This window comes from Bacteroidota bacterium, assembly GCA_036522515.1.
In the GTDB taxonomy this organism is placed as follows: domain Bacteria; phylum Bacteroidota; class Ignavibacteria; order UBA10030; family SZUA-254; genus VBOC01.
This window is the reverse complement of record DATDFQ010000055.1, coordinates 42,989-60,901: the sequence shown is the minus strand read 5'-3', so window position 1 is coordinate 60,901 and position 17,913 is coordinate 42,989. Positions and strand designations below refer to the sequence as shown.

Below are 17,913 nucleotides of genomic sequence, written 5' to 3'. Positions count from 1 at the left end.
GTTGTCTAAGAAGAGGTGAGAGAGATACTTCCGAGATGCTGAGATTTCTGGAAATATTGCGGATTTCGTTGGATGCCCTGCAGCGGAACAGGATGCGGTCGTTTCTCACGATGCTCGGCATCATCATCGGCGTCGGAGCCGTGATCGCCATGATCGCAATCGGATCCGGAGCCCAGGTCTCCGTCGACTCCCAGATCGGGAGCCTCGGAACGAACGTGCTCATGGTCTTCCCCGGCTCCACGACCAGGGGCGGTGTCTTCGCCGGGGCGGCCACCGGTACGACTCTCACCGAGGACGACGCGCAGGCGGTGAAGGAACAGTGCCCCGCAGTCGCGTATGTGACGCCGCTTCTTCGCCGGGGAGTACAGGTTGTCGTCGGGGACCTCAACTGGTCGACCTCGGCGCAAGGGTCGGGGGCCGATTTCTTTTCGGTCCGCGACTGGGGTTTATCGGATGGAGACCTGTTTACGGATCAGGACGTGCGGGCCGCGACAAAGGTCTGCCTCCTCGGCGCCACCGTGGTTCAGCAGTTGTTCGAAACGAGCAACCCCGTCGACCAATCCATCCGAATCCAGAATGAGCCGTTTCGCGTCCTCGGCGTTCTCAAACCGAAAGGACAGAATGCCATGGGGCAGGATCAGGACGACATCATCATCATGCCCTATACGACGCTTCAGAAACGGTTGCTCGGCCAGACCCGGGGCTGGCAGTTCCTCGTCTCCGCGGTCAGCAAAGAGCAGATCCCGGCGGCGCAACAGCAGATGACCGACCTCCTTCGCCTCCGCCACAAACTCGGTCCGCAGGACGACAACGATTTTACGATCCGGACTCAAACAGAAATCGCGGACGCGCAGTCTGCCACGACAAAGATCATGACCACGTTGCTGGCCAGCATCGCCGCCGTCTCGCTTCTTGTGGGGGGGATCGGCATCATGAACATCATGTTCGTCTCCGTCACGGAACGGACGAGGGAAATCGGAATCCGGCTGGCGATCGGGGCGAAAAAGCAGGACATCCTGATTCAGTTCCTGATGGAGGCGATCGTTCTGAGCCTTGCGGGAGGAGTGCTCGGGATCATTCTGGGCGCCACCGGGTCGGCGGTCGTCTCGAAAATTGCCGGGTGGCCGAGCCTCCTGACTCCCGGCTCGATGGCGCTGGCGGTGATCTTCTCCACGGCGGTCGGCGTCTTCTTCGGATACTATCCGGCCCGCAAGGCCGCATCGATGGATCCGATCATGGCTCTCCGCTACGAATAATCCCGCCCGGGGTTCACTTCACCAGCAATAACTTCCTCTCCTCGCGGAAGGTCGAACGCGGGACCGAGACGCTCGTCGCTTCCATCCGGCAGAGATAGACCCCGCTCGGCGATCCCGACGCGTCCCACACCGCGGAATAGGTCCCCACATTCCGGTTTCCGCTCACCAGCGTGGCAACCTTCTGTCCCTGAAGATTGAAGACGGTCAGGCTGACCGTCGCACGGTGAGGCACCGAGTATTGAATGCGCGTGGAGAGGTTGAACGGGTTGGGATAGTTCTGAAAGAGACGGAATTCCGACGGTTCGGGGATCAGGGGGAGCTCCACCGCACCCTTCAGGATCCAGTCTTCGGGATCCAACTGAAGCGTTTCGATGGCCACCGGCACGGTCCAGGAGAACGTCTGGACGGGCGCGTCGTTAAACAGAGTGACCGTCGAATCCCACCCGTGAGCGGCCATCCGGAAATCGATCGGCATGTTGAAATAGAGCGGGTTCGACGTCCCGGTAGATTGCGTGAGCGACACGCGGACGACGTGCGTGCCCGACGAATCGCGCACGTTCCATCCATAACTATAGTGGGGATAATTTTCGCCGTAAATCCATTCGTCGAAAAAGTAGCCCAGATCCCTCCCGCTCGTCTGTTCGCAGACCCGCCTCAGATCCTCCGTCGTTGCCGTGCCATATTTCAGGCCAGGGTCGTTCGCATACGCCCGGATCGAGCGGAAGAACGCGCTGTCCCCGAGCAGATGCCTCAGCATGTGGAGGGTCGCGGCCCCCTTCGAATAGACCCTCGCAGAATTAAAGAGACGGCGCACATCGGAGGTGTCCTGAACAAACACGGACCCCTCAGCCCCTCTCGCCTGGTCCATCCGGAAGCTCATGAACGTCTTATAGCTTGCGGTTCCGTACTTGAGCTCCTCGTAGAGGGCGGTACAATACGTCGCAAACCCTTCGTTCAACCACAAGTGCGACCAGCTCCGGCAGGTGATCATGTCTCCGAACCACTGATGCGCCAGTTCATGGATGACCGTTTCTTCATCGAAGCCGGTCAGGGAGGTCATCGTCTGGTGCTCCATTCCCCCTCCGGCGAATTGCGAGTGGCCGTATTTCTCGTTCACGAACGGATAGAGACCGAAGAGTCCGGAGAAGATCCTCAGCCCGTCGACGGCGTTGGGAAGAAGGCTCTCGGCGGAAGAGAGACTCTCGGGGAGAACATAATTCAGCACTTCCAGCGATTCGGAGGGGGAATATCTGAACCAGTTCGAGAAGTGCGCGAAGTTTGTGACCGCAATCGACACAAGATAGGTGGCGATCGCGTACCCTTCGTGCCATCGCGTGGTGCTCGTGCCGTCGGAATTATCCTGGATGGAGAGAAGCCTCCCGTTCGATCCCACGCTGAACGAGGAATCACAGGTGACCGAAATATCGACCGAGTCGGCCTTGTCGCCGGGCTGATCTTTGCAGGGCCACCAATCCCGCGCCCCGTATGGTTCGCTCAAGGACCATACCCACGGAGTCCCCGCATGCGAGGTGAAGACAAAACTTCCCAGGCCCGACGACTGCGGGGTGCCCCGGTAGTAGACTTCCACGGTGATGATATCGTCGATTTGAAATCCCGAATCGAGCGAAACGGTGAAGGCGGAGGGTTGTTGCGCAAAACCCGCCCGGGCTCCCCCCACTCTCGCCGAATCTATCTGCATGTTGGCCGCGAGATCGAAGACCAGGAACCGGGGGGAGATCTCGCCGCAGATTCCCCGGATCGTCACCTTCCCCTCGACGAACGAAGGAGCGGTGTTCAGGCGGAGATTCAGATCATAGTAGGTCACGTCGAACCAATCGCTCGCGAGGCTCGTTCCGGTCCGGGATTTCCCGGTATGCTGACGGAATTCGGCGGCGGAGGGATCGGGTCCATGGTGCGGGATCCGGACGGATTGCTGCCGGGCCGGCGCGATCGAAGCCATGACGGAGAGGGCGAGCATCCCGGCAAGCGTGCGGAAGAGAAATTTAAACACCACGAAGTTTACGAAATAGTTGGGTGAGAATCGAATGAATCCCGGCGTTCGTACCCCGGGCCTCGTCGTCTTTCTCCCCAGCTCGTCATGCTGACATGCTCCTGGTCAGCATCTTTCAACGCTTTTAGAAAGATCCCGGCCAAAAACATGCCGGGATGACGAGATAAGATGAAAGCGCGGCACTCACCGATATTTTACATTCTTGCGGGAATAGAGTATATTTCCAGGAGTCAGTCTACCCCGCAACCCCTCAAATCCATCGACAGGAGATACACCGTGCCCAAATGCCCGACCGTGTTACGCGCAATCTGGCCGATACTGTGCGCGTCGCTTCTATTCACTTCTGACTCCTTCACTCAGAGCTCAGTCAAACCGCTCGACCCCACCAACTTCGACACGTCCGTAAAGCCGGCGGACGATTTCTTCCGTTATGCAAACGGCGGCTGGATGGCCCGGAACAGTATTCCTGCGGACCAGCCCCTGTGGGGGAGCTTTAGCGAACTTCAGGACCAAAATTATGCCGTCCTGCGCGGCATTCTGGAGCAAGCCGCGAATGACAAGTCCGCCGCGGATGGCAGCCCGAAACAGATGATCGGGGATTTTTACGCCAGCGGCATGGACTCCGCCGCTATCGAAGCACAGGGGACAAAATCCCTCGCAGAGGAGTTTGACCGAATCAACTCTCTCACCGATGGCGGAGCGCTCCAGTCCGAGATTGCGCACCTGCAGACGGTCGGTATCGGCGCCCCCTTCGCCTTCTTCGCAAACCAGGACGCTAAAAAAAGCACGGACGTGGTCGCCCATCTCTCGCAATCCGGTTTGGGGCTTCCCGACAGGGATTATTATACGAAGGAGGATGAACATTCGAAGAAACTGAGGGACCAGTATGTCGACCACGTCAGGAAGATGTTCGTCCTTCTGGGCGACGACGGCGCGACCGCGGCAGGCGAAGCGGCGACGGTCATGCAGATCGAAACGGATCTCGCGAAGGCTTCGATGACGCGGGTCGAACGGCGTGACCCGAACGCGACCTACCACAAGATGACTCTCGAGGGGCTCTCCGCCCTGGCCCCCGACCTCGCCTGGAAGGCGTATTTTACGAACGTCGGCCTCCCCGAACCCGGCACTATCATCGTGGGGATGCCCGAATTCATGAAAAAGGTCGACACCCTCTTCTCCGCGGTGCCCATCGACAAATGGAAGGTGTACCTCCGCTGGCATCTCATCAACAGCACGGCAGATTATCTCAACGCCGCGATCGTCGACGAGGATTTCCAGTTCGGAGGGGCCGTTCTCACCGGTGTGACGGAGATGCGACCGCGCTGGAAGCGGATTCTTGAAGCGACGAACCGCGCGCTCGGCGACGACCTGGGCCAGCTCTATGTCGCGAAGACGTTCACCCCTGAAGCGAAAGCCCGCGCGAGGGAAATGGTCATGAACCTGAAAGCGGCCCTCCACAACAGGATTTCAAAGCTCGAATGGATGGGCGACTCGACAAAAGAGCAGGCGTTCAAGAAGCTCGACGCCTTCGGGATCAAGATCGGCTACCCGGACACCTGGCGGGATTATTCGGCCCTGAAAATCAGACGCGGTCCGTACGTCCAGAACGTCCTGGCCGCGCGAAGGTTCGAGTTCAACCGGAACCTTCAGAAAATCGGGAAGCCCGTAGACAAGACCGAATGGAGAATGACTCCGCCGACGGTCAACGCATCGTATAATTCGAGCATGAACGACATCACGTTCCCCGCCGGAATCCTGCAGCCCCCCTTCTACGACCCGAAGGCGGACGACGCTGTCAACTACGGCGGGATGGGGGCGGTCATCGGCCATGAGATGACCCACGGATTCGACGACCAGGGAAGAAAATTCGACGCCGCGGGAAATCTCACCGACTGGTGGAAGCCGGGCGACGCGGAGAATTTTGTTTCCAGGGCTTCGATGGTGGAGAAACAATTCAGCGGTTTCACGATGCTCGACACGCTGCATGTGAACGGGAAGCTGACTCTCGGTGAGAATATCGCCGATCTGGGCGGGCTGAAGATCGCCTATGACGCGTTCGAGAAGACTCTGGAGGGAAAGCCCCGGCCGGAAAAGATCGACGGGCTGACGCCGGAGCAGCGCTTCTTCCTCGCCTGGGCGCAGATCTGGCGGGTCAATATCCGGCCGGAAGCCGCGCGGTTGCGCCTGAACACCGATTCCCACGCCCCCGGACGGTTCCGCTGCAACGGCCCGCTCTCCAACATGAAGGAGTTTCTCGAAGCTTTCGACGTCTCCGACGGGAGCCCGATGGCGAGGCCTGTTGATATGCGCGCCCGCATCTGGTAGGGAGATCCTTCGGTCGCCTGGCTTCCCCGGGACGACAACGTTATGAGCCTGGAAAACGTTCGGAAAGAAATCAACTCCATCGACGAGCAAATTCTTGAGTTGCTCGGCAGGCGCCGCGGCCTGGCCCGCGAGATCGTCAAGGTCAAGGATGAGCACAAGGGTCCCATCCGGGATACGGGGAGGGAGGAAGAGCTCCTCGCGCGTCTCATCAAACGAGGACGCGAGCTTGGACTCGACGCGCACCTGATCACCAGGATCTTTCACGAGATCATCTCCGACTCGATCCGGTCCCAGCAGAACATCCTCCAGAAGAGCCTCAACCCCGAACGGGACGGGTCGAGGCGCATCGCATACCAGGGCGTCGAGGGGGCTTATAGCCAGCTCGCCGCGAAGAAGTTCTTTACGGAGTCTCTTGACAAGACTTCATTTACCGGATACTCCTCCTTCGCCGAAGTCGTCGAGGCGGTCGAGGAGGGATTCGCCGATTTCGGTATGCTTCCGGTCGAAAACACCACGGCGGGGAGCATCAACGAAGTGTACGATCTCCTCTCCCGGACGAAACTGAGCATCATCGGGGAAGAGGTCTACCGCGTCGACCATTGCCTTGTGGGGCTCGGGGAGGTGCCGCTGTCGTCACTCCGCAGAATCTATTCACACCCCCAGGCGCTCGCACAGTGCGGGAGATTCCTCTCCCGGCTGCCCAATTGCGCCACGGAGGAATTCACCGATACTGCGATGGCCGTTCAGCTGGTCAAGGAAGAGGGCGACCCGGCTCAGGCTGCGATTGCAAGCGCGGAAGCGGCAAAACTCTACGGAGTCGGCATTCTCGCGCGGGGGATTGCGGATCATCCGAACAATTTCACCCGCTTCCTTGTCGTCTCCCCGGCGCCGATCCAGGTGGATGCCCGGGTCGCGAGCAAGACTTCCATTATCATGGCGACGCTCCACCAGGAGGGGGCTCTTTTGCGGGCGCTCGACGTGCTTCACCGGGCCCGCATCAGCCTGACGAAACTCGAATCGCGCCCCAAGCCGGGATCACCGCTCGAATATCTCTTCTATATCGACTTTGAAGGGAGCACCTCGGAGGACCGGGTCGGCAAGGCGCTGGATGAGCTTCGCGGAGCGACGAGCTACCTGAAGATCCTCGGAAGTTATCCGAGCGATTTTCGGATCTGAAACCGGGGACAAATCGAATCAAATGATTGAGGTTCCCTCACCAGGACAATAGCGAAAAGGGTTCTCCATGTCTCGAAAACTGGCAATCGTTCTTTGCATCTCCCTCTGCTCGCTCCTGACGCTTCCCTCGTGCCACAGCCAGGATCTGACGCCAAGGGAGGGATTCATCGACGTACCCGGAGGACGCGTGTGGTACCGGATCGCGGGGACGGGGAATCGCACACCTTTACTCTTGCTTCACGGAGGCCCCGGCGCACCAAGCTACTTCCTCAAGCCTCTTGCGGCCCTCGGGGATGACCGGCCGGTGATCTTTTACGACCAGCTCGGATGCGGCCATTCGGATCGCCCCACCGACACGACCCTCTGGACGATTGACCGGTTTATCGAGGAGCTTAAAACCGTTCGCGAGGCGCTGGGGTTGAAAGAGGTCCACATCTTCGGGACTTCGTGGGGGACGATGCTGGCAGTCGACTATATGTTGACGCACCCGGCGGGCGTCCGGAGCCTGATTCTCGCGAGTCCCGCGCTCAGCATTCCTCGATGGGTTCATGACGCCGACAGCCTGAAAACGACCCTTCCCGATTCGACCCGATCCGCCATTTCGCGCCACGAAGCCGATGGGACCTACGATTCGCCGGAGTACCAATCGGCGATGATGGAATACTACCATCGCTACGTCTCCCGGACAAACCCCTGGACCGCGGATATCGAAAGTACCCTGGCCGGGCTGGGGCAATCGGTGTACATGACGATGTGCGGCCCGAGCGAGTTTACGGTAACGGGGTCGCTGAAGGATTATGACAGGACCGGCCGCCTGCACGAAATAACCACGCCGACTCTTTTCACGGCGGGCCGGTACGATGAGGCGATTCCTTCCACGGTACAATATTATCAAAGTCTTATGCCCGGATCCAGACTCGAGATCTTCGAGAATAGCGCTCATTTGACCATGCAGGACGAGCCGGAGAGATATGTCCAGGTGGTGCGCGATTTTCTCCGCGAGATTGACGGCCGTTAAAGGGACCGGAACGTTTACAGGGAAGGCGTCGTTGTGGCAGGGAGACAGATAGCCCTCATACGGGGGATCAATGTCGGGAAAGCGAAGCGCGTCGCGATGGCGGACCTGCGGGCGGTCTGCGAGAATCTTGGGTACAAGGAGGTGCGCACATTGCTTAATAGCGGGAATATCGTCTTCAATTCTCCGCGCACAACTCCGGCCAAATCCGCCGTCGAAATCGAACAAGCCCTTTCCAAACGCCTGGGCGTTTCCGCCAGAGTGATGGTTCTGGGCGCGAAGGAACTTGCCGGAGCGGTTGAGGAAAACCCTCTCGGCAAAGTCGCCGACAACCCGTCGCGGCTCCTGGTCACGTTTCTCATGAATCCCGCCGACCGGAAACTTCTGTTGCCGCTGACAAAACGGCAATGGAAACCCGAAGCATTCGCGGTCGGATCGCGAGCGGCATATGTTTGGTGCCCGGAGGGGATGCTCAAGAGCCCCCTGGCCGAAGCTGTCGGCCGGACGTTGGGAGACGCCGGGACCACGCGCAACTGGGCGACGGTGCTCAAACTTCACGCGCTCGCCGGAGCAGCGGAATAGTAATCGACAATCCATAAAGATGCGATTCGTCATCCCGATTGCATTCTGTTTGACCCTCACGGGGTCTCTCGCTTCAGGCGGGACCGCGCCACGGCGAGCGATCCCATCGAAGCCTGCCGCAGATCGAACCCCATCCACTTCTTTTCCGGCGGCAATCACGCTTGAGGCGGATAGCGTCACTTCCAGGTCCGCGCGGCTTCGGGCGTTATGCAGCCCCCATGGTACAGCCGCAACTGCTTTCTTCGAATGGGGGAGATCGCTCGAGCCGGATACAGGCTCGGTTGGCACCGACCCGCAGACATTCGACCATGATACCGGCGACGTGGTCATGTCGGAAACCGTCGGACCGCTCATGCCCGGCCAGACCTATGACTTCCGGATCTGGATTTCGGCCGGCCCCTCATACAGCCAATGGGCCCACGGCGAAATACGAAGCTTCACCACCGCTTCCGACACCACCGCCCTCTGGCTGGCGATCCCTTTGAGAGTCACCGCGGAGGGAGCCCCGGGGGCCACCATCCGGTTCGGTGTGCACTCGTACGCCACCCCTTGCGTCGATCCCGGTCTCGGCGAGTTGCCGCTCCCACCCCGCCCTCCTGAAGGCTCGATGGAAACAAGATTCCTCGGCCGGTGCCTGGGTCTCGGTTCGTATGTCGATTTGCGCCCCTACGACGCTCCGGCGCAGATCGACACCTATCATGTCAATTTCCTTGCGGGGGGAGCCGGATACCCCGTGACGGTCTCGTGGCCTGACCTCGACAGCCTCTACACCGGGTCTGTCAAGTTGCAAACCGTCGACGAGACGATCGAGATGAGAGGTTCCACCTCCTATGTCATTTCAAATCCGGAAATAGAGGACATTCGCATCATCGCGGCCGGTCCCCGGCCGAAGCGATTGTGCCCGTCTGTCGCGGTCGACACCGTCTCGGCTCTCGCGTCGGGAAATGCGCGGCTGACAGCCACCGTTTACCCTCACGGCCTTCCCACAACCGGGTGGTTTGAATGGGGGACGACCGACAGGTACGGGAACCGGACCGCTCCGCAGGAATTGGGCGATTCGGTCGGCCCCGTCATGCTCGCGGCCGACATCTCGGGACTTGCGGGTCATTCTCTCTATCACTACCGGGTTGTCGCGGAGAACACGGCCGCCACGGTCGCCGGCGATGACCGGTCATTCTCGATTCCGGGCGTATCGGACAAAGAGCTGCCGCATGCATTCGCGCTCCATCAGAATTACCCGAACCCCTTCAATCCGACGACGCAGATCCGTTACGATCTCCCGGTGGATGCGACCGTTGTCATCAGAATCTTCGATCTGCCGGGGCGACAGCTCCAGACTCTCGTCTCCGGTCCGCAGAGCGCCGGCTTCCACTCGGTCCCTTTTGACGCACGCGATCTGCCGTCAGGAATCTATCTCTACCGGATCACCGCGGGCAGCTTCACAGACACCAGGAAGGCTGTTGTGATCCGGTGATTGACATTTCCGGCCAATTTCCGTAAACTACATCACGCAAGCCTGGCGGGGGCCTCCGCATTTTTTCCCTTAAGGATTTCTGCACATGATCGGTCAAACTATATCGCATTATAAGATTCTCGACAAGCTCGGCGAGGGCGGAATGGGCGTGGTGTACAAAGCCCAGGACCTGAAACTCGACCGTGCGGTCGCAATAAAGTTCCTCCCCGCTCATCTCTCCGGTTCCGAGCTGAACAAAGAGCGCTTCCTGCAGGAAGCCAAAGCCGCGGCGGCGCTCAATCATCCGAATATTCTCGGGATCTACGAGATCAACGAAGAGAACGGAAATCTCTACTTCGTCATGGAGTATGTCGAGGGAAAGACGCTCAAGCAGCATATCACCGGCCTGAAAACAGGGACGGGAATTCCGGTGAACCAGGGGCTCGAATGGACCGCACAGATTGCGCAGGGGTTGAAGTCGGCCCACGAAAAGAGCATCGTCCACCGCGATATCAAGCCGGAGAACATCATGCTTACGCGGGACGGAACCTTGAAAATCATGGATTTCGGCATCGCCAAGCTCAAGAGCAGCTCCGGTCTGACGAAAACCGGCACCTCCCTGGGAACTCTCTCCTACATGTCACCTGAACAGGCGCAGGGAATGGCTGCAGATCAGCGTTCCGACCTCTGGTCGCTCGGCGTCGTGCTCTACGAGATCCTCACCGCCGATTTGCCGTTCAAGGCCGAGCACGAGGCGGGCCTCCTCTACCTGATCGTCAACGAGAACCCGCCCGTCCCGAGCCTCATGGACCGCAAGATTCCGCATCAGATCGACACCTTGATCAATAAGATGCTGGCCAAGGAACGAGGGCAGCGGTACCAGAGCGCCGATGAAGTGCTCACCGCCCTTCAGGACGCCCGGCGGGCGATCGAGAATACCGCCTCTCAGGCTCCGACAAAGGCGATCGCCGTCCTCCCGTTCGGCAATATCAGTCCGGATAAGGAAAGCGACTACTTCAGCGACGGGCTCACCGAAGAACTGATCATCAATCTCTCCCGGCTCAAAGATATCCGTGTCGTCCCGCGCACTACCTCCATGCAATATAAAGGGACAACCAAGGAAGTAAAGGCGATCGGGAGGGAGCTCGGCACACGCTACATCCTGGCCGGAAGCGTCCGGAAGTTCCAGGACAATCTTCGCATCGCGGTGGAGCTGGTCGATGTCGAGGCCGACGCGCAGCTCTGGGCCGAGACCTACAAGGGAAAGCTCGAGGACGTCTTCGATATCCAGGAGAAGGTCTCGAAGCAAATCGTCGACGCGCTGATGGTGAAGCTTACCCCCAAGGAGCAGGTGGTCCTCTCGAAACGCCCGACGCTCAATCCCCAGGCGTTCGACTGCAACCTGAGAGCGCGCGACTCCCTCTACCGCTTTACCAAGAACAGCATTCAAACGGCCATCGAACTCTTTCGCAAGGCGATCGAATATGACGGGCGGTATGCGGACGCTTATGCGGGACTGAGCGAAGCTTGCGCACACTTCTACCAGCAATTTGAACGGAAAGATACCTGGCTTGATCAGGCGGTCGAGGCCGGACTGAAGGCCCTCATGTATGACCCGTCCCTGTCGGAGGCGTATTCCGCGCTCGGACTGGTCTACCTTTACAAGAAATCCACTGACGAAGCGGTGGAATCGAGCCGGAAGGCGATCGAGCTGAACCCGGCGAACCATGCCGCGTACTGGATACTCGGCCGCACCTACCTCACGATGGACCGCGCGCGCGAAGCCGCCGACCTCTTCAGGAAAGTCATCGAGCTCAACCCTGACTTTTATGCTGCGTATGGCGACCTGATTCTCTCCCTGGACCAACTGGGCGAACAAGAGCAGATCAAGAAGGCCCTCGCGGCAGCGACTGAGATGTTCCCCCGGTACCTCTCCCTTCATCCTGACGATGCGCGCGGGCACATCTTCTTTGCCATTACACTGGTTCGATCTGGAAGGATTGAAGAAGGGAAGGCAAGGGCAAGCAGAGCCATAGAATTAAGCCCCAATGACCCCCTGATGTTCTACAACGCCGCCTGCTTTTACTCCACCGTGGGCGACAAAGCGCTCGCATTGGAGTCCCTCAGGAACGCCCTCGACTCCGGATACGAATTCTACGAATGGATCAAGCGGGATCCCGATCTCGATTCGATCCGCAATGAGCCGGAGTATCTAAGATTGATGGACGGTAAATAAGCTGTACTTTATTTGATACGGCTTGTTGGTTTGAACCCAATTTTGCTGAACCATTGGGACCCCCTCCGTTGGTTAACCTTTGGATTTCACCCAAATTTGTGCTTTCTTTAAGATAACCCGCCTCCGAAGGGTGGCACTATTATTGTGGATTAATCTTCCAAATGGGTGACCGTTCTTTTGCACCAATAAACCCGATGCGACACGTATTCATCAAAACCTCATTTTGCCTTCTTCTTCTCGCTCTGCTCCCCTCGACCCGGGCAAGGGCGCAGGAATCGTATGCCTATGACTGGGAACTCTCCCAACTGAGGGGTACCTGGGAATACCGCACGTTCCGCGACAAGTGGAGCCTCGAGTTCGAATGCGATCACAAGATGTTCTTCGACCGCGAGCCCGCGGACTACTCGCTCGTCCCCGGAGCGATTCGCATCCAGGACGGCAACGGATCTACCGACTACCCTTATACAATCTCCGCCGAAGGACTCACGCTGACGCTTCCCGACGGCTCCCAGCGGATCTACAAGAACACCGATCCCGGAGAAGCGGAGAAGGGCGTGTTCGGAACGATGTACGGGCCAAAAAATGGTTCATCTCCCCGGGAGAACATTTCGTTCGATGGGGACCACCTGTTCGTCTACCATTCGCTCCAGAACGGGGGAAGCGCCGGACAGGCCGATGCAAACGGGAACAGCGGCCTTTTGGAAACAAGGGGCGTCTACAGGGTGGAAGGGGATGTCGTTGTCCTGGCGTTCTATGACAGCACAACCATCGAAGCAAAAGCTCACTTTCGCGATGAGGATGGATCCATTAAAAGCATTCTGATCGGCGATCGTTTGTTCGCGAACGAAGAGCCGGTTGCATCATCATCTTCCGTTTCTCCAGTACAAAACCCGGGCGCGTACTCGTCGCCTCCCCCGGACATCCTCGTGCCTGTCTATGTCCCGCAGGCGCCGCCTGCTTACTCGATATCAACGCGGCCTGCCGCCCAGCCGGCAGCGACGCCCGCAAAGACAGACAGGGGCGCCGGTAAACCGAAGGAGACGCAGCGCGAATTCGGCACCTCCCGCGGTAAGAGTGACGGCAGGTAAAACCACCACGTTGAATTTCCCCATGAACGACACCATGAAGTCCGCGGCACTCGCCGCACTGTGCGTTTTTCTTTCCTCCTGCGAGACCCCCAAACGTGAGCAGGCGGCTCTTCAGACTCATAAAGACAGCCTGAGCTATGCGATCGGACTCGACATCGGAAGAAATCTGAGGCGGCAGGCGATCGAGATCGATCCGGCGATTCTCGCCCGCGGGATGAAAGACATGTACGACAGCTCGGGGATGCTCATGACGGATTCCGTCAACCGGTCCGTCACCGCCGAGTTCAGAAAACGGGCGCGGGCCAGGCATGCCGAGGAGGTGCGGCTCGAAGCGGAGAAAAACATGAGGGAGGGCGAGGCGTTCCTTGCTGCGAACAAGAAAAAAGAGGGTGTCGTCGAATTGCCGAGCGGACTGCAGTATAAAGTCGTGAAAACGGGAACGGGGAAGAAACCAAAATCCGGACAGACGGTCACAGTCAGGTTTCGGGGGACGCTGCTCGACGGCACGGAATTCGATAACTCCGACAAGAACCCCGAACCGTCCACGTATTCGGTCGATGCGGTCATCAAAGGCTGGATGGAAGCGCTCCGGTTGATGCCTGCCGGGTCAAAGTGGGTGCTTTACATCCCCCCCTCCCTTGCCTTCGGCGAGCGTGGGGCGGGTCAGACCATCCCTCCCGCCGCCACGGTCATCTTCGAGCTGGAGCTCCTCCAAGTTAAGTAGCGGTACCCGAGCCTGTCCTACCTCTTCGCTCGTCATGCTGACATGCTCCTGGTCAGCATCTTTCAACTCTTTTATAAAGATCCCGACCTAAAACATGTCGGGATGACGAGATAAAATCAACTTGGCGCTCTGCCGGCGGATGCCTTCCTTTTGAATTGCCACCCATTTTTCCCTCTCGTTCCGCCGCTCTGCGGCGGAATGCATACCGGGACGCTCTGCGTCCCGACCCCGTTGCGGCGCAGAGCGCCGCACACTGCGTTCCCACGCAGAGCGTGGGAACGAGTTGCACGCCCTCCTTTTGAATTGCCCCCGAATTTTTCTACATTTTCCGACGCATGATCGGACAAACGATATCCCGTCCTGAGCGAAGCGAAGGATCTCAGAGATTCTTCGTCGCTACGCTCCTCAGAATGACAAATGGAACGCCCATTTCAGGATCCACATAGGCAATGATCGGCCAGACGATTTCCCACTATAAGATATTAGAGAAGCTGGGCGAAGGAGGCATGGGCGTGGTGTACAAGGCCCTCGACACCAAGCTCAACCGCGCAGTGGCGCTCAAATTTCTTCCCCGCAGGCTGACGGCGGACAATACCGAAAAGCTGCGATTCGCGCAGGAAGCCCAACTCGCCGCAACGTTGAACCACCCGAACATCTGCACGATCTACGATATAGCCGAACACGACGGCGAAATGTTTATCGCAATGGAGCTGGTCGACGGGCAAACCTTGCGGGAGAAAAAGGGGGCCATCAGCTTCAAGCAGGCGATCGACATCGGCATCCAGATCGCCGACGGCCTGGCGGCGGCGCACGACAAGGGGATCGTCCACCGGGACATCAAGCCGGAAAACATCATGATCCGGAAAGACGGTATCGCACAGATCATGGATTTCGGGCTGGCAAAGCTGCGCGGAAACGTCTCACGGCTGACCAAAGAGGGGAGCACTGTCGGTACGGCCGGATATATGTCCCCTGAACAGGTGCAGGGACAGGATGCCGACCACCGGTCGGACATTTTTTCCTTCGGCGTTGTCCTGTTCGAACTCTTCACCGGCCAGACACCGTTCAAGGGAGTCCATGAGACCGCCCTGGCGTACGAGATCGTGAATGTCGACGCTCCGCCGATGTCATCGGTGAAACCTGAGATTGACCCGGCTCTCGATGCGATTGTCATGGAATGCCTCGAGAAAGATCCCAACGAGCGGACACAGTCGGTTAAACAGGTTTCCATCGATCTGAAACGCTTTAAACGTGAATCGAGCCGCTCGCGAGCCAGCCGGATCACGGCTGCAATCCCGGTGAGAAAGCCTGAGCCCGGGGCTCTGCTCCCGGCACCCGATCTTCCGATCCGGCGAAATTATCTCTGGCCCGCGATAGCAGGACTTCTCACAATCGCCCTGGCCGTGGCCGGGTGGATGCTGTGGCATACGCCGCCGGTCACCCATCCCATCGCACGCTTCCGGATTACGCTGCCGAAGGATCAATCGATAAGCATCGAAACCCATACCGCGATCGCTATTTCGCCCGACGGTTCGCGTATCGCCTACGCCGCCAACGACAAACTCTACCAGAAACGGATGGAGGCTTTTGACCCGGAGCCGATCGCCGGAACGGAGGACGGATCGAGCCCTTTTTTTTCTCCCGACGGGCGGTGGGTCGCATTCTTTACCGCTTCAAAGTTGAAGAAAGTGGCGATCGCCGGGGGCGTTCCGGTCGTCCTGGCTGACGTTCAGAATAACCGCGGGGGGACCTGGACGACGGACGGAACAATCGTTTATGCTCCGGGGGGAAGAGGCGGACTGTTCCGGGTCAGGTCCGACGGGGGTGAGGCGCAACAAATCACCACTGTGGACAGCACGCAGAAAGAACGTACGCACCGCTGGCCGCAGTGCCTTCCTGACGGCAAGAACGTGCTCTTTATCGTGGGCAAGATGGAGAGTCCGGACTACTATGAGGATGCCGCAATCGCATCCGTGAACCTCGAGACCGGTCAACGAAAGATCATCATGAAGGGCGCAAGCACTGTCGCTTACCTGCCGACCGGACACCTCCTCTATTCCCATTCCGGCATCCTGTTCGCGGTTCCTTTCGATGCCGGCCGCCTCGAGGTCACCGGTATGTCGTTTCCGGTCGTCGAGAACATCGGAGGCGATCCCACGACCGGCGCCACCGACTTTTCGGTCTCGGCAAACGGAACTCTTGCCTATGTCCCGGGGCTGGCCAACATCACCAATCGGGTCCTTGCATTCATCGATCAGGCGGGCGCGGTATCGACTCTTGCGGCCCCTGTCCAGCAATACATGGAGCCCGCGTTATCGCCCGACGGCCGGCGCGTGGCTGTCGTGATCGGATCGGGAAAGGATGAGGATATCTGGGTGTTCGACATTCAGAGCGCAACGATGAGCAAGATTACCTTCGGCGGGCCAAACCGGACTCCCGTCTGGTCTCCCGACGGGAAGCGGGTCGCCTACTCGTACAATGAGGACGGCAACGCGAAACTGATCATCCGGTCGGCCGACGGCAGCGGAACGCCCGATGAGATGAAAGTCGATTATGACCGCACGTATCTGACCTGCTGGTCTCGCGACGGCTCGACGCTCATCTTCACCGGAACCAGGACCGGCGTGGGGTGGGATGTCGTCTCTTTGCGGCTCGACGGCGACCGGAAACCATCGCCTATCCTGTCGACGAAGTTTGACGAATCGGTGGGATCACTCTCTCCAGACGGCAAATGGCTTGCGTATATTTCGAACGAAAGCGGTAGATCGCAGGTGTATGTTCGGCCATTCCCCGCAGGAAGCGGTAAATGGCAGATATCGACCGAGACGGGGGAGGAGCCGCGCTGGTCGGGTGACGGAAAGACCCTTTTTTACGGGACCGCAACCGGGTTGATGGCCGCTTCGATCAACCCGACGCAAGCATTCGATATCGGGCAACGCAGAGTTGTGCTCAAAGAATTCCCGCACCTCGCGCTTGAAAGCAGCGTTTCATTTGATCTCGCGCCGGATGGCCGGCATTTTCTGGTTACGAAGGTGCAGGAGGGCAACGAGATTTTCCAGCAGATCGGGATCGTCTTGAACTGGTTCGACGAAGTCAAGGCGATCGCCGCCCAGGCGAAATAATCATCGAACGTCCCTCTCTCCCGAATGCAATTCCTCGGTGAAATCAGCGCCCTGCTAACCGCCTGCCTTTGGTCCGGCAGCTCTCTTTCGTTTGCCGCGGCGACCAAGCGGGTCGGTTCGGTCAAGGTCAACATCACACGGTTGCTGCTCGCGGCTCTCGCTCTCCTCGCGATCGTTCTGATTGCCGGGCTCGCCGCCCCGCTTTCCAACAATCAACTTGCCTACCTCGCCGTCAGCGGGGTGATCGGTTTCGCGATCGGAGACACCTTCTTGTTCATGGCATTTCAAAGACTCGGCGCCCGCATTTCGATGCTTGTCATGTCACTCGCGCCGGCTGTGGCAGCGATCCTCGCTTTCCTCATGCTGGGGGAAGGAGTCTCGACTGTCGGCGCAATCGGAATCACATTAACCATGGTTGGAATCTGCATCGTCATTCTGGAGCGCTCCGAACTTGACGGCGAGGCCCCCCGTTTCCATTTCACCTCCGCGGGGATCGCGCTGGCGCTTGTCGCTGCGGCCGGGCAGGGAAGCGGCCTGGTCTTCGCAAAGATGGCGTTCCGGGAAGGGCACGTGAACGGGGTGCTTGCAACGCTTGTTCGCGTCCTTGCGTCGCTCGTCATCCTTCTTCCGGTCACACTGATTGCAGGGAAATACAAGGCGCCGGTCGAGACGTTCCGCCGGGACAGCAAGGCGTTTGTCCTGACCGCGGCGGGAGCTCTTTTCGGCCCGGTGTTCGGCGTGATCTGCAGCCTCGTTGCGATCCAATACACCACTGTCGGCATCGCGGCGACTCTCATGGCTACGACGCCGATCCTGATGCTCCCCCTGGTCCGGATGGTCCACAAGGAACATCTTGGCTGGCGCGCATTTACCGGTTCCTTCGTCGCCGTCGCGGGCGTCGCGGTCCTGTTCCTAAGGTAACCTC

General features: G+C 59.0%; 12 protein-coding genes. 11 read left to right on the top strand and 1 reads right to left on the bottom strand.

Annotated features, from left to right (window positions below; all coding sequences use genetic code 11):
• The first annotated feature begins 35 nt into the window (after window positions 1-35).
• Window positions 36-1,256 carry an ABC transporter permease gene (locus tag VI215_10515; GenBank protein ID HEY6192742.1) on the top strand — a complete coding sequence of 407 codons (1,221 nt, stop codon included), beginning with the start codon at window positions 36-38 and terminating at the stop codon, window positions 1,254-1,256.
• Window positions 1,257-1,269: 13 nt separating this feature from the next.
• Here the strand turns inward: VI215_10515 and VI215_10510 are convergent, their stop codons facing one another.
• On the bottom strand, window positions 1,270-3,270 hold the full coding sequence (locus VI215_10510) for a M1 family aminopeptidase (GenBank protein HEY6192741.1): 2,001 nt from the start codon (window positions 3,268-3,270) through the stop codon (window positions 1,270-1,272).
• 273 nt (window positions 3,271-3,543) lie between these two features.
• On the opposite strand from VI215_10510, the gene VI215_10505 reads away from it, so the two are divergent.
• The 10 genes from VI215_10505 (at window position 3,544) to VI215_10460 (ending at window position 17,909) form a co-directional block, all read left to right on the top strand.
• The gene (locus tag VI215_10505) at window positions 3,544-5,592 is read left to right on the top strand and encodes a M13 family metallopeptidase (GenBank protein HEY6192740.1); all 2,049 of its coding nucleotides are present in this window, start codon (window positions 3,544-3,546) and stop codon (window positions 5,590-5,592) included.
• Between the two features lie 42 nt (window positions 5,593-5,634).
• Window positions 5,635-6,768 (top strand): prephenate dehydratase, encoded by a 1,134-nt coding sequence (gene pheA, locus VI215_10500; GenBank protein ID HEY6192739.1) that lies wholly within the window; start codon window positions 5,635-5,637, stop codon window positions 6,766-6,768.
• Window positions 6,769-6,835: 67 nt separating this feature from the next.
• Window positions 6,836-7,786, top strand: a complete 951-nt coding sequence (locus VI215_10495; protein ID HEY6192738.1) for a proline iminopeptidase-family hydrolase — start codon at window positions 6,836-6,838, stop codon at window positions 7,784-7,786.
• A 33-nt stretch (window positions 7,787-7,819) separates the two neighbouring features.
• Window positions 7,820-8,365 carry a DUF1697 domain-containing protein gene (locus VI215_10490; protein ID HEY6192737.1) on the top strand — a complete coding sequence of 182 codons (546 nt, stop codon included), beginning with the start codon at window positions 7,820-7,822 and terminating at the stop codon, window positions 8,363-8,365.
• A 19-nt stretch (window positions 8,366-8,384) separates the two neighbouring features.
• Window positions 8,385-9,839, top strand: a complete 1,455-nt coding sequence (locus VI215_10485) for a T9SS type A sorting domain-containing protein (GenBank protein HEY6192736.1) — start codon at window positions 8,385-8,387, stop codon at window positions 9,837-9,839.
• An 85-nt stretch (window positions 9,840-9,924) separates the two neighbouring features.
• Complete coding sequence (locus tag VI215_10480) at window positions 9,925-12,054, top strand: protein kinase (GenBank protein HEY6192735.1); 2,130 nt, start codon at window positions 9,925-9,927, stop codon at window positions 12,052-12,054.
• Window positions 12,055-12,248: 194 nt separating this feature from the next.
• Window positions 12,249-13,142, top strand: a complete 894-nt coding sequence (locus tag VI215_10475; protein ID HEY6192734.1) for a hypothetical protein — start codon at window positions 12,249-12,251, stop codon at window positions 13,140-13,142.
• Window positions 13,143-13,176: 34 nt separating this feature from the next.
• Window positions 13,177-13,866, top strand: coding sequence for an FKBP-type peptidyl-prolyl cis-trans isomerase (locus VI215_10470; protein HEY6192733.1), 690 nt, complete (start codon window positions 13,177-13,179; stop codon window positions 13,864-13,866).
• A gap of 449 nt (window positions 13,867-14,315) precedes the next feature.
• Window positions 14,316-16,988 carry a protein kinase gene (locus VI215_10465; protein HEY6192732.1) on the top strand — a complete coding sequence of 891 codons (2,673 nt, stop codon included), beginning with the start codon at window positions 14,316-14,318 and terminating at the stop codon, window positions 16,986-16,988.
• A gap of 24 nt (window positions 16,989-17,012) precedes the next feature.
• Entirely contained in the window at window positions 17,013-17,909 is an 897-nt protein-coding gene (locus tag VI215_10460; protein HEY6192731.1) for a DMT family transporter, read from the top strand.
• Window positions 17,910-17,913 lie beyond the last annotated feature (4 nt).